At 43.9% G+C, this 12985-nt stretch carries 12 protein-coding genes; 2 read left to right on the top strand and 10 right to left on the bottom strand.

The annotated features are described in order from the left end of the window. Positions 1–137: 137 nt before the first annotated feature. The gene (locus ITG09_04055; GenBank protein ID UPR52828.1) at positions 138–2072 is read left to right on the top strand and encodes a RecQ family ATP-dependent DNA helicase; all 1935 of its coding nucleotides are present in this window, start codon (positions 138–140) and stop codon (positions 2070–2072) included. 95 nt (positions 2073–2167) lie between these two features. Here ITG09_04055 and dinB read toward each other — a convergent pair whose 3' ends face one another. After that, positions 2168–3244, bottom strand: coding sequence for a DNA polymerase IV (dinB, locus tag ITG09_04050; protein UPR52827.1), 1077 nt, complete (start codon positions 3242–3244; stop codon positions 2168–2170). A 164-nt stretch (positions 3245–3408) separates the two neighbouring features. Between dinB and ITG09_04045 the strand changes: the two genes are divergently transcribed. After that, positions 3409–4647: a response regulator gene (locus ITG09_04045; protein UPR52826.1), complete on the top strand. Its 1239-nt coding sequence runs from the start codon at positions 3409–3411 to the stop codon at positions 4645–4647. A gap of 132 nt (positions 4648–4779) precedes the next feature. Here the strand turns inward: ITG09_04045 and nqrM are convergent, their stop codons facing one another. From nqrM to bolA, 9 genes are all read right to left on the bottom strand, one after another. Then, a complete protein-coding gene (nqrM, locus tag ITG09_04040; GenBank protein UPR52825.1) occupies positions 4780–5034 on the bottom strand; it encodes a (Na+)-NQR maturation NqrM in 255 nt (84 codons plus the stop codon). Between the two features lie 16 nt (positions 5035–5050). Then, positions 5051–6055, bottom strand: coding sequence for an FAD:protein FMN transferase (locus ITG09_04035; GenBank protein ID UPR52824.1), 1005 nt, complete (start codon positions 6053–6055; stop codon positions 5051–5053). Between the two features lie 174 nt (positions 6056–6229). Next, complete coding sequence (locus ITG09_04030; protein ID UPR52823.1) at positions 6230–7456, bottom strand: NADH:ubiquinone reductase (Na(+)-transporting) subunit F; 1227 nt, start codon at positions 7454–7456, stop codon at positions 6230–6232. A 29-nt stretch (positions 7457–7485) separates the two neighbouring features. After that, positions 7486–8082, bottom strand: a complete 597-nt coding sequence (gene nqrE / locus ITG09_04025) for an NADH:ubiquinone reductase (Na(+)-transporting) subunit E (GenBank protein UPR52822.1) — start codon at positions 8080–8082, stop codon at positions 7486–7488. A 7-nt stretch (positions 8083–8089) separates the two neighbouring features. Next, positions 8090–8722 (bottom strand): NADH:ubiquinone reductase (Na(+)-transporting) subunit D, encoded by a 633-nt coding sequence (locus tag ITG09_04020; GenBank protein ID UPR52821.1) that lies wholly within the window; start codon positions 8720–8722, stop codon positions 8090–8092. After that, the gene (locus ITG09_04015) at positions 8722–9489 is read right to left on the bottom strand and encodes a Na(+)-translocating NADH-quinone reductase subunit C (GenBank protein UPR52820.1); all 768 of its coding nucleotides are present in this window, start codon (positions 9487–9489) and stop codon (positions 8722–8724) included. Before ITG09_04015 ends, ITG09_04020 begins: the two co-directional genes overlap by 1 nt. Continuing rightward, entirely contained in the window at positions 9479–10723 is a 1245-nt protein-coding gene (locus ITG09_04010; GenBank protein ID UPR52819.1) for an NADH:ubiquinone reductase (Na(+)-transporting) subunit B, read from the bottom strand. Before ITG09_04010 ends, ITG09_04015 begins: the two co-directional genes overlap by 11 nt. A gap of 5 nt (positions 10724–10728) precedes the next feature. Then, a complete protein-coding gene (locus ITG09_04005; GenBank protein UPR52818.1) occupies positions 10729–12069 on the bottom strand; it encodes a Na(+)-translocating NADH-quinone reductase subunit A in 1341 nt (446 codons plus the stop codon). A gap of 520 nt (positions 12070–12589) precedes the next feature. Continuing rightward, positions 12590–12898 (bottom strand): transcriptional regulator BolA, encoded by a 309-nt coding sequence (bolA, locus tag ITG09_04000; protein UPR52817.1) that lies wholly within the window; start codon positions 12896–12898, stop codon positions 12590–12592. Positions 12899–12985 lie beyond the last annotated feature (87 nt).

Here is a 12985-nt window from a genome sequence, read left to right as displayed (position 1 = left end):
AGTGCTTTTCTATAGGAGCTACAGAATAGAATTAGGTACAATCAGGTGCAAGACATTTGATTCATAAAGCAGCGCTATCATCGAGAGGTGACCGCTTTAGCATCAATACGACACTTAATAACTCAGGTAGAACATAAATGATTGAGCAGAAGCTAAAACAAGTATTCGGATTCGATTCACTGCGTAATGGGCAAAAGCAAGTCATTGATAATGTTCTATCCGGTCACTCTACCGCGGCCATATTCCCGACGGGCTCAGGTAAATCACTGTGCTACCAATTACCAGCGTTAGAGTTACCTCATTTAACCTTGGTTATTTCTCCACTGTTAGCCTTAATGAAAGACCAGTTGAGCTTCTTACACAGTAAAGGCATTAGCGCCGCTGCGATAGAATCTAGCCAAGACAGACAGACCACTCAACAGGTGATGCAGTCTGTGCGTAACGGAGACACCAAGATCCTGATGATCTCCGTCGAGCGTTTGAAGAACGAACGCTTTCGCCAGTTCATTTCTCAGGTTCCAATCTCGCTACTTGTGGTCGATGAGGCGCACTGTATTTCTGAGTGGGGACATAACTTTAGACCAGACTACCTGAAGCTTCCTCAATACCAAAAACAGCTCAATATTCCTCAGGTACTACTGCTCACGGCAACAGCGACAACCTCTGTTATCCAAGATATGAAATCTAAGTTCGAAATTGACGAGGAACGCGTTGTGGTGACGGGGTTCTATCGTCAAAACCTCGACCTGTCGATTCAACCTTGCGAACAAACTAGCAAACTAGAAACCTTGTGTGATGTGGTTAACCAAGCTTCTCTCGCTCCGACTATTGTGTATGTCACCCTTCAGCAAACAGCAGAGATGGTGGCTCAGCAACTTCGTAACGCTGGTGTAAATGCCGTGGCTTATCATGCAGGCCTTAAACCTGAAAACAGAGACGCCATTCAACATCAGTTCATGAGTGATGACGTCAACTGTATCGTGGCAACGATTGCTTTTGGTATGGGCGTGGATAAGTCCAACATTCGCCGAGTGATTCACTTTGACTTACCCAAATCGATAGAGAACTACTCGCAAGAGATCGGCAGGGCTGGTCGAGATAGCCAAGCATCTGAATGTATTTTACTGGCTAACAAACATGGTTTGAGCACACTCGAGAACTTCGTTTTTGGCGATACGCCAGACAACATATCGATCCAGGCAGTATTAAAAGAGATCTACGAAAACCAAAACACTAATGCTTCAGGTTCGAATCAATGGGAGATCATGCTTAACCAACTATCGCGTGAATCCAACATTCGTCAGCTGCCGCTTAAGACACTGTTGGTTTACCTCGAAATTGAAGGCGTGATTGAGCCCAAATACAGCTACTTCGCTGACTACAAATTTAAGTTCATTCGCCCTAAGCAGCAGATCTGCGAGCAATTCCAAGGCGAACGTCGTAATTTCGTAGAAGCGATTTTCCAATGTTCACCACAAGCAAGAGTCTGGTGCCAAGTCGATTTCGATGCGCTTTGGACACACTTCCAAGCCGATCGCCAGCGTGTGATTGCGGCTATCGACTACTTCAATGAACAAGGTTGGATCGAGCTAGAAAGCAAACAGATCACCGATGTCTACGCGATCCATAATACCTCTGAAGATATGATGCAACTGTCAGAGCGTCTAACTGAGTTATTTAAAGCAAAAGAGCACAGCGAGATAAACCGTCTTAACCAAATGCTGAGTTTCTTTGAGGCAGATACTTGCCTAAGCTCACGCCTTGCGAGTTACTTTGCCGATGATAAAGCTCCAGCAAACTGTGGTCATTGTTCTGTATGTCGAGGAGAAGTGGCTATCTTACCAACCGTTGATGTTGAACTTGTCGATGATGAGACGGTGATGACATGGATTAATGAGTTTGTATCTAAGAGTCAACAATTGATCACCGACGAAGCCATTACTCGTTTTCTATGCGGAATCGCCACCCCGCTTTCAACCAAGCTTAAAGCCAGTAAAATGGTGGGTTACGGAAAATTAGAACAACAGCCATTCAGTGATACCTTAGCGCGAGTTAAACAGTTTCCTAGGTAAGCCAACTTCCATATTTAGATAAACCGGCTAGGCTGTGAAGTCTAGTCGGTATTCAAACACCAGCACTTCTAAACACAAGTTCTCAGCGCCTTTCCTTAAAAGAAACTCAACTGACGCATTTGGTCTTTAGGTTGCAGCATTACGCTTAAACCAAGCAAGCGTATTTCTCGCCCCTGTTGTCTTTTCAGTATTTCACTTAGCAGTTCTTTGAAGTGCTCGCGATCGAGGGAGGCGTGGATGTGCTCAATAGTGGTTTGTTGAAAGTCGGCGAACTTGAGCTTAATGCCCTGTTTGATGATCGCTTTACTTGGGCTGGCTTTTTCTAAGCGAGTTTCAAGCTCAGGAAACAGCTTGTCTTCGATTACCTGCCAACATTCAGCGTAGGTTGAAATGTTTTGGGTGAAGGTGCGCTCTACACCTACCGATTTTCGCTCGCGCTCGATGATAACTTCTCGATCATCAATGCCATGACTGCGCTTCCAGAGTGATGCACCTTGACGGCCAAACTTGAGTAGGAGATCTCGATAGTCGGACTCCTTAATATCCTTACAAGTAAAGAAACCCGCTTGATGCAGCTTTTCAATGCTCACCTTGCCGACACCGGGAATCTTTTCAAGTGGCAGCTCATCAATCACTGATTGAACGTCCTGTGGAGGGATAACAAACTGACCATTGGGCTTATTAAGATCCGAGGCCACTTTCGCCAAGAATTTAATCGGTGCTATTCCTGCAGAAGCGGTCAGGTTCAGTTCACTCCAGATATCACGACGAATCGACTCGGCAATAAGTGTTGCTGACCCATAACACTGCTTAGAGTCGGTGACATCAAGGAAAGCTTCATCCAAGGAAAGAGGCTCGATAATAGATGTGTATCGAGAGAAGATTTCACGGATCTTTTTAGATATATCGACGTAGACCGACATTCTTCCCGGCACAACCAACAGATTGGGGCAAAGCTGTAGGGCTTTTCCGGTCGGCATTGCAGAGCGAACACCAAACTTTCGAGCTTCGTAATTACAGGTACTCAAAACACCGCGTTGCTTTTCATGCCCACCAACAGCTAAAGGACGATTTCGGTAAGCAGGGTTATCACGCATTTCTACAGCCGCGTAAAAACAATCCATATCGACATGGATTATTTTTCTTACTTTCTCTTCACCCGCACTACACATCTAGGAATCACTCGACCTTACAACTGTATCTATAAACAGTATAATCCAATTATTATCAGATTTAAAACGATCTCGAGTCCAGCTAAAGAGGTTTCGCTTCAATAGCCATGAGCTCTTCTGATACTATTGTTAACGAGTATTTAGTCTATAAGTAGGGATCGCTTGTGAGTGAAAAAATACTAGTAGTGGAAGATAGCCGTGCATTCCGCAACTACCTGTACCAACAGCTGAAAAATAGCGGTTATGAGGTAGCAGTTGCTGAATCGATTGCAGAAGCAAAAAAAATCTTGGAGCAAGAGACGGATTTCTTGTGTGCCGTATTGGATTACTGCTTACCTGACGGGCAAGACGGTGAGATCATTGATCTCGTCTTAGGCTATCAACAGAAAATAATTGTTCTTACTGGGATGTTCGACAATCAACTGCGAGAGCAAGTCCTCGCAAAAGGCGTTATCGATTACATACTTAAAGACAGTATGTCATCGGTAAGCTACCTACTCCCTCTAGTTCAAAGAATTTCGAATAACCGCCATCACAAAGCATTGGTTGTCGACGATTCAGCGGTCGTTCGCCGTTACATAGCTCAACTTCTAGAACACCAATATATCCAAACTATCCAAGCCGAAGATGGCGAACAAGCATTAAAACTTCTTAATAACGATCCCGATATTACATTCGTTGTGACTGACCATGATATGCCGAAGAAAGACGGTATAGCGATGATCCGAGAGATTCGACGCGATCACGATCGCAACCAGTTGGCTATTCTAGGGCTATCAGGGAGTGATGATCGCACCATGACGGCTCGATTTCTTAAAGCTGGCGCTAACGACTTCCTTTATAAACCTTTTAACCAAGAAGAGTTTTTCTGCCGTATCCATCAACTGCTTGATATGAAAGAAGCGGCCAACGAGCTGTTTCGACATGCCAACGAGGATGCTCTTACTGGCTTATGGAATCGTCGCTACCTGTTCAATAATACTTGTAAGGGCTGCGATCAACGAAACATCGCGATGATGGATATCGACTTCTTTAAAAAAGTGAATGATACCTTTGGCCACGATGGTGGTGATGCCGTACTGGTCGATGTGGGGAAAATCATCAAAGATCATTTCAAAGATGATGTCGCTGTACGCTTCGGTGGCGAAGAGTTTTGTATTCAGTCGTGCGGTGCGTTTGAGAACTTTGTTGACAACTTAGAGTCCATGAGAGAAGCCATTGAAAGCCACGTTGTTGAGCATGACTCTCAAAGAATCAAGGTCAGTATCAGTATCGGCGTAACCGATTTAGACGCGAAGCTAGATGAACAGATCAAAGCCGCTGATGAGCTTCTTTATACGGCAAAAGAACAAGGCAGAAACCAGCTCGTGTTTGCGCGCAACAGCATGCAAATCGAACAATAGTCATTCGTTTTTTTCTATTTTAGTATGCCAAGATTAATTGCTAGGCCTCAAAAACCCAAAAGCTCAAGACGATAATCTTGAGCTTTTCAATTTAAGGGCATAGATAACTCTATCCCTTATGACTGTCACCAATTAAGCGATACGGTCTTTACTCCAAGCCGCTTCTTTTTGTTGACGTTCAGCTAGCTTCTCTTCACGGTAAGCTTCACGTGCTTCACGCTTCTTACGTGCGTCACAAGGTTCAGGGCAGTTACATACTTTATCAATACCAACAGCACCCAAACCGCCACAGCTACCCTTCACAACTTTCTTTTGGATAATGTAGCCAATTGACATCGCTGCGATTACTGCAAGAAAAACACCAAATGTAATCAGAAATGTATTCATAATTATCTCGCTTACCTTATTTACCTAAGTATGGCTTAAATGCTTCAGAAGCAATTTCTTTAAAGCCATCTGCTGTTTTAACCACCATAAACGCCGGGATGTTATGCTGGTTTGCGACTTCCATTCCTTTTTCCTCACCTAGGACCATAAGGCCCGTAGATAAGCCGTCCGCAGTCATTGAAGACGGGTTTAAAACAGTCACAGAAACCACTTTATGATGAAGAGGCTTTCCTGTTTCTGGATTGATGATATGTGAGTATCGAACACCATCGTGTTCAAAATAGTTGCGGTAGTCGCCAGACGTTGCGATCGCCATATCGCCAGGTTCGATGATCTCTTGAATGTTACGCTCGTCAACACTTGGCTTCTCGATGGCAATACGCCAGCCTACACTTTCACGGTTAAGGCCTTTTAAACGGATTTCACCGCCTACTTCTACCATATAGTTGTGAATACCAATGGAATCAAGGTAATCAGCAACTACATCCACGCCCCAACCTTTTGCAATGGTTGACAGGTCGACATACAAATTAGGCAAGTCTTTAGTTAGCTTGTTGCCTTCAACGCTCAAGTGGTGAATACCAACCTTAGCTTTACGAGCAGCGAGCTCTTCATCTGATGGAACCACTTCCGGGCGAGCTTCAGGACCAAAACCCCAAAGATTAACTAAAGGACCCACCGTAACATCCAACGCTCCTTCAGTAAGACCGTTCAAACGAATGGCTTCTTTCACAACGATAGCGGTTTGTTCAGAGACTTCGAATGCGTCCGCACCTTTGTGTTGGTTGAAACGGCTCAGCTCTGAGTCTTCACGGTAAGTCGACATTTGATCATTCACTTCTTCAAGTAGACGATCGATTTCGGTATGAACTTCATTAGACTCAGGAAATTCATCACCGTTGATGTATTTAATATTGTAGCTAGTACCCATAGTTGGGCCACTTAAATGCACTTGCTCTCTTGGCTGCTCACAGCCCGCAAGAAAAATCAAAGAAGTTAATGCAACAAGCCAAATTCTCACTTGCTTACTCCTGTCTAATGTTGAGGATTTATATAAGGAAAAATAAGAGTAAAAAATAGGTCTTTTGAATACCTTACTCTTTCTTATATAAGTCAGTATGTTGTCAAAAATAGTCTTAGAAAAACAAATGGCTGACTCGCAGGAGTCAGCCATAATATCAATCACTTAAGTGGATTAACCACCGAAGTCATCTAGTAGGATGTTTTCATCTTCTACACCAAGATCTTTCAGCATGCCGATAACAGCAGCGTTCATCATTGGTGGACCACACATGTAGTACTCACAGTCTTCAGGAGCTTCGTGATCCTTCAGGTAGTTTTCGTACAATACGTTGTGGATGAAACCAGTGTAACCGTCCCAGTTGTCCTCTGGTTGAGGATCAGACAGTGCACAGTGCCACACGAAGTTTTCGTTTGCAGCCGCTAGGCCGTCGAAGTCTTCAATGTAGAACATCTCACGCTTAGAACGCGCACCGTACCAGTAAGACATCTTACGAGTAGAGTTAAGACGCTTAAGTTGGTCGAAGATATGTGAACGCATTGGCGCCATACCTGCACCACCACCGATGAATACCATTTCATTGTCTGTGTCTTTAGCAAAGAACTCACCAAATGGACCAGAAATAGTACATTTGTCGCCTTCTTTAAGAGACCAGATGTATGAAGACATCACACCAGGAGCTACGTCAGGGTTGTTTGGCGGCGGAGTTGCGATACGCACGTTAAGCTTGATGATGCCTTTCTCTTCTGGGTATGAAGCCATAGAGTAAGCACGGATCGAATGCTCTTTAACGATAGACTCGTAACGGAACAAGTTGAACTTATCCCAGTCACCACGGTATTCCTCAGGAATATCGTAATCTGCGTATTTCACGTGATGTGGTTCAGCTTCAATCTGAATGTAACCACCGGCACGGAAAGGTACTTCTTCGCCTTCAGGGATAGCCAGAGCAAGTTCTTTGATGAAAGTAGCTTCGTTGTTATTCGAGATAACAGTACATTCCCACTTTTTAACACCAAAGATATCTTCGTCTAGTTCGATCTCCATGTCAGTTTTCATAGCAACTTGACATGCAAGACGTTCGCCTTCGCGAGCTTCACCTTTTGTGATGTGATCAAGTTCAGTTGGAAGGATGTCGCCACCACCAGACTTAACTTTTACACGACACTGACCACAAGAGCCACCGCCACCACAAGCAGAAGATACGAAGATACCAGCGCCAGCTAGGGCACCAAGTAGCTTGCTACCAGGTTGAGTAACGATCGCCTTTTCAGGGTCGCCGTTTACAGCAATAGTGATGTCACCTGATGGTACTAGCTTAGACTTAGCGAAAAGAATCACTAGTACTAGAGCTAATACAATAATGGTAAACATCGCTACGCCAAGAATAATGCTTTGCATTTGTTATTCCTTATTACTGGGTGCTTACCCTACAGTTGAACACCAGAGAAAGACATAAAGCCTAACGCCATCAGACCAACAGTAATGAACGTGATACCAAGGCCACGTAGACCTGGAGGTACGTCAGAGTACTTCATCTTTTCACGGATACCCGCAAGAGCAACGATAGCTAACATCCAACCCACACCAGAACCGAAGCCGTAAACAACAGATTCAGCAAAGTTGTAGTCACGAGTTACCATGAAAGATACACCACCAAAGATTGCACAGTTAACTGTGATCAGTGGAAGGAAGATACCTAGTGCGTTGTACAAAGGCGGGAAGAAACGGTCTAGAACCATCTCTAGGATTTGTACAAGTGCAGCGATAACACCGATGAATGCGATGAAGTTAAGGAAACTTAAATCAACATCAGGAAACAGTGCATTTTCTTTCAAGATATTGGTGTAAAGCAAGTTGTTTACAGGAACAGCAATTGTAAGAACTACAACTACTGCAACACCAAGACCAAAAGAAGTTTTAACTTTCTTAGAAACCGCTAGGAATGTACACATACCTAGGAAGAAAGAAAGCGCCATGTTTTCGATGAAAATCGATTTAACTAGCAGACTAATATAATGTTCCATGACTACCTTACCCCTTCGCTTCTATTTGCTCTGGTTTGAACACACGAATTGCCCAAATCAAGAAACCAATTAAGAAGAATGCTGAAGGTGCTAGAAGCATCAAGCCGTTTGGCTGATACCAACCACCGTTGCTCACTAGAGGTAGTACTTCCATACCAAATAGTTTGCCAGAGCCTAGAAGCTCACGGAAGAAACCAACAGTGATAAGAACGAAACCGTAACCAAGACCGTTACCAAGACCATCGATGAAAGATGGGATTGGCGCAGACTTCATTGCGAATGCTTCAGCACGACCCATTACAATACAGTTAGTAATGATTAGGCCAACGAATACAGATAGCTGTTTAGAGATATCGTATAGGTATGCTTTAAGCACTTGGTCTACCACGATTACTAATGATGCGATAATTGCCATCTGAACGATGATACGCACACTGTTAGGAATGTGATTACGGATTAAAGAAACGAAGAAGTTAGACAGAGCAGTAACGAACATTACCGCGATAGTCATAACAAATGCAGTTTCTAGCTTAGTGGTTACCGCAAGAGCAGAACACACACCAAGAACTTGTAGCGCGATTGGGTTGTTGTCCAACACCGGCGCTAAGATGCTCTTTTTAATTTCTTTTGCACTAGACATTAGTTCAGACCTCCGTCACGAACTTTTGCTAGGAACGGACCAAAGCCCATATCACCTAACCAGAAGTCAAATGTATGTTGAACACCAACGCTAGTCAGTGTTGCACCAGAAAGGCCATCTACACCGTGCTCAGAACCTTGAGGAGCGCCACCTTTAACAACCTGAATAGCAGGTTTGTGGTTTTCGTCGAATAATTTCTTACCAACGAATTGAGCGCGCCAAGATGGGTTCTCTACTTCACCACCAAGTCCAGGAGTTTCACCTTGCTCGTAGTAAGTGATACCAGAAACTGTGTTGCCATCAGTTTCTACCGCAACGAATGCGTACATCATTGACCATAGGCCGTTACCGTGAACAGGGATGATAACTTTAGAAGTTTCAGCGCCATCTTTCACAAGGTATACAGTACCTGTGTTAGCACGACGAAGGATCTTAGCGATGTCATCTTCAGCTGAAAGCTTGATTGACTGAGCCGGATCTTTCGCCGCTTTACGTTGGTCGTATGCAGCAGCATCGCCGTCAACGAAATCACCAGTAGCGAAATCAACTAGACGAGGTTCAATGTTCTCTGCGTACAGTTCAGGGATATTACCCGCAAGTTCAATGCCCGCGACTTCAAGGATCTTAGTTTGCTGATCCAGAACCGCGTTAGCTTGTTGCTTAGGTTTAAGAACAACTGCAGCTGTTGAAACGATGATTGAGCACACTAGGCTCAATGCGATAACAACAAACAGCGTCTTTTTAATGCTATCGTTATTACTTGCCATAGCGCGCTAGTCTCCGCTTAATGTTCTTCTCGATTACAACATGGTCAAACAGAGGAGCAAATAGGTTTGCGAATAGAATCGCAAGCATCATGCCTTCTGGGTATGCAGGGTTAACTACACGAATCATTACACACATTGCGCCGATTAGGATGCCGTACCACCACTTACCTTTGTTGGTAAATGAAGCTGATACTGGGTCAGTCGCCATGAAGAACATACCGAATGCGAAGCCACCTAGAACTAGGTGCCAATGCCAAGGCATGCTGAACATTGCGTTAGTATCAGAACCGATCACGTTGAACAACGTAGACACAGCAATCATACCGATCATTACACCAGCAATGATGCGCCATGAAGCGATACGCATGTAAACGATCATCGCTGCACCAATCATAAGTGCAAGAGTCGATACTTCACCGATAGAACCTGGGATGTTACCAATGAATGCGTCCATCCAAGTGATTGCTTCACCAGATGTTACGTTCATTAGTGCGCTACCGCCGCCTTGAGCCCATTGGCTAAGAGCAGTTGCACCAGAGAAACCGTCTGCAGCAGTCCAAACTACGTCACCTGAAATCTGTGCAGGGTATGCAAAGAATAGGAACGCACGGCCAGCAAGTGCAGGGTTCAGGAAGTTACGACCCGTACCACCGAAGATCTCTTTAGCTACTACAACACCGAAGGTAATACCTAATGCTGCTTGCCATAGAGGAAGTGTTGGCGGAACGATAAGCGCGAATAAGATAGAAGTAACAAAGAAACCTTCGTTTACTTCGTGCTTACGCACCATACAGAACAGAACTTCCCAGAAACCACCAACGATGAATACCGTTGCGTAGATAGGTAGGAAGTATGTCGCACCAAGTAGCATCTTACTGCCAACACCTGCATCGGCTCCTAAGGAGGCTCCAAGCATTTCGGTTAGCCAGTAGTGCCAGTTACCACTGATAACAGATGCTAGTTCAGCGCCTGCGTACATATGGTTAAGTGCTGCGATAGCTTGGCCACCCGCGTTGTACATACCCCAGAACATTGCTGGGAATACCGCGAACCAAACCATGATCATGATACGTTTTAAATCAACGCTATCACGAACGTGCGAGCTTTTCTTTGTAATAAGACCTGGCGTGTAGAACACTGTCGCTGCTGCTTCGTAAAGCGCAAACCACTTCTCGTGTTTACCACCTGGCTCAAAATGATGCTCGATGTCTTCAAGAAACTTTTTAAGGCCCATGAAAATTACCCTTCCTTCTCAATCGTATCTAGGCATTCACGAAGTAGTTGACCGTACTCGTACTTACCTGGACATACAAAGGTACACAATGCTACATCTTCTTCGTCTAGCTCTAGCGCACCAAGTGCTTGAGCACTATCAATGTCGCCTGCACATAGATCACGAAGCAGCAATGTAGGTTCCATATCTAGAGGCATAACGCGCTCGTAATTACCAATTGGAACCATTGAGCGGTCACTACCGTTTGTTGTCGTTGTCATGTTGAACAACTGACCTTTAAACAGGTGACCAAGGAATGAACGAGTAACAGAGAACTTGTTCTTACCAGGCATAGCCCAGCCGAATAGCTCTTTATCACGACCTTCACGTAGAACAGAAACTTGCTGATGGTAACGACCAAGGAAAGCATGTGGACCTGTTGCTTCAGTACCCGTAAGTACAGAACCAGAAATCACACGAACTTCGCCTGGCATTAACTCGCTGTCTGTCAACTCTTCAAGGCTAGCACCAATTTGAGTACGAACTAGACGTGGGTTGTTAACCACTGGACCAGCCAGAGAAACAACACGCTCAGAGTAAATCTCACCAGTAAGGAAAAGCTTACCGAATGCGATAACATCTTGGTAGTTAATGCTCCACGCTACATTTTGTGCATTTACCGGATATAGGTAATGCATATGCGTGCCTGCAAGACCTGCAGGGTGTGGGCCATCAAAAACATGTTCTTCAACGTTAGACTGAGCTGAACGAGGTAAGCTAGTACCTTTTTTACAAACGTACACTTTACCGTTAGTCAGAGTTGAAAGAAGATCTAAACCAGCAACGAAAGCATCAGACTGCTCGTTAATGACTAATTCTGGCTCAGCTGCTAGCGGATTAGTATCCATAGCAGTAACGAAAATAGCCTGAGTTTCAGAATCAACTGCTGGAACCTTGCTGAACGGACGAGTTCGCAAAGCGGTCCATGCGCCAGACTCAATTAACTGAGCTTTAACCGTTTCACGGTCAAGACTTGTTAATTGGTCAGCTTCATAGCTATTGAACGTGATTTGCTCATTGCCTGCTACTTCAATCACTACTGATTGAAGAACACGCTTAGCACCACGGTTCACTTCAATAACTTTACCGCTTGCTGGAGAAGTAAATACAACACCTGGGTTCTTTTTATCAGCAAAAAGAACTTGGCCTTTCTTAACTTCATCACCAACGCGAGTATGCATCGTAGGACGCATACCAACGTACTCTTCGCCAAGCAAGGCGACTTTAGTGATGGACTTACCATCATTAATCACCTGGGATGGAGTTCCTGCGATAGGAAGATCCAAACCCTTCTTTATTGTAATCATACGCACTTGCACTACTTTATCGGGAAAAAGATTCTTTTAATTGCGTAAATTCAGGACGTTTTAAATCGCCCTTAGACACGACATTACAGTGTCCGGTTCTGGCAAACTTAATGCACCAGAATCGCAACATCACATTAATAAAATCATCACAAGTATTATGTGAGATTTATCAGGTGCGGTATTCTAGCATTTTTTGACAACTTGATGCCATGATCAATAACTTGAATACGGTCATTATTTGGTGAGATTTGAAGCATATGGTCTCTCAAATATGTATAAATTTGACGAGCCGCACAGATAAATTGGCTTTTGAATCGTGTTTTAAACAAGAGATTAATACTCTGTCACAAAGTAATATTTTACGATTTATGTTGAAACACTGTTAATAAAAACATTACTCATTGTAGGTATTTTTAGCCGTTCAACTTGCCATCAGTTTGAGTGATGTAACAACGAAAAACACATAGGCTTTGCGATAAAAAAGGCGGCATAACCACCTATTCTATATTCGTGAGCTTTCTTACTTGCCGCCACCCATGCACATAGGGCTATCTGGCACGTTATCTAGCTGCTTCATCCATTCATCTTTTGTATAAGTGTGAATGGATAATGCGTGAATACTATTCGCTAGTTCTTCTGAAAGCGCTTTATTTACCGCTCGATGACGAGCAATGAGACGCAAACCTTCAAACACATCGCTGACAACAATTACTTTGAAATGACTCTCAGAACCAGCCGGAACATTGTGCATATAGCTCTCATTAACCACGTTTAAATGACTTGGTGAAAACTCATTGTGCAATTTTGTTTCGATAACTTCTTGGATCATTGTGATTCCTTAATAACGTATTGGCATTATCTGTTAGGTGAGTATAAACCCTAACAAGTCGAATGTATGAGTATTTCATAGCGAATG

Origin of the sequence: Vibrio cyclitrophicus (assembly GCA_023206055.1) — a bacterium.
Taxonomy (GTDB): Bacteria; Pseudomonadota; Gammaproteobacteria; order Enterobacterales; family Vibrionaceae; genus Vibrio; species Vibrio cyclitrophicus_A.
This window is presented reverse-complemented; position numbering and strand designations above follow the sequence as displayed.

What these genes read in the sequence shown, in the direction of transcription:
- ITG09_04055 (UPR52828.1), top strand. Translation starts at nt 138, where the DNA reads ATGATTGAGCAGAAGCTAAAACAAGTATTCGGATTCGATTCACTGCGT.
- dinB (UPR52827.1), bottom strand. Translation starts at nt 3,244, where the DNA reads ATGTGTAGTGCGGGTGAAGAGAAAGTAAGAAAAATAATCCATGTCGAT.
- nqrM (UPR52825.1), bottom strand. Translation starts at nt 5,034, where the DNA reads ATGAATACATTTCTGATTACATTTGGTGTTTTTCTTGCAGTAATCGCA.
- ITG09_04030 (UPR52823.1), bottom strand. Translation starts at nt 7,456, where the DNA reads ATGCAAAGCATTATTCTTGGCGTAGCGATGTTTACCATTATTGTATTA.
- nqrE (UPR52822.1), bottom strand. Translation starts at nt 8,082, where the DNA reads ATGGAACATTATATTAGTCTGCTAGTTAAATCGATTTTCATCGAAAAC.
- ITG09_04020 (UPR52821.1), bottom strand. Translation starts at nt 8,722, where the DNA reads ATGTCTAGTGCAAAAGAAATTAAAAAGAGCATCTTAGCGCCGGTGTTG.
- ITG09_04015 (UPR52820.1), bottom strand. Translation starts at nt 9,489, where the DNA reads ATGGCAAGTAATAACGATAGCATTAAAAAGACGCTGTTTGTTGTTATC.
- ITG09_04010 (UPR52819.1), bottom strand. Translation starts at nt 10,723, where the DNA reads ATGGGCCTTAAAAAGTTTCTTGAAGACATCGAGCATCATTTTGAGCCA.
- ITG09_04005 (UPR52818.1), bottom strand. Translation starts at nt 12,069, where the DNA reads ATGATTACAATAAAGAAGGGTTTGGATCTTCCTATCGCAGGAACTCCA.
- bolA (UPR52817.1), bottom strand. Translation starts at nt 12,898, where the DNA reads ATGATCCAAGAAGTTATCGAAACAAAATTGCACAATGAGTTTTCACCA.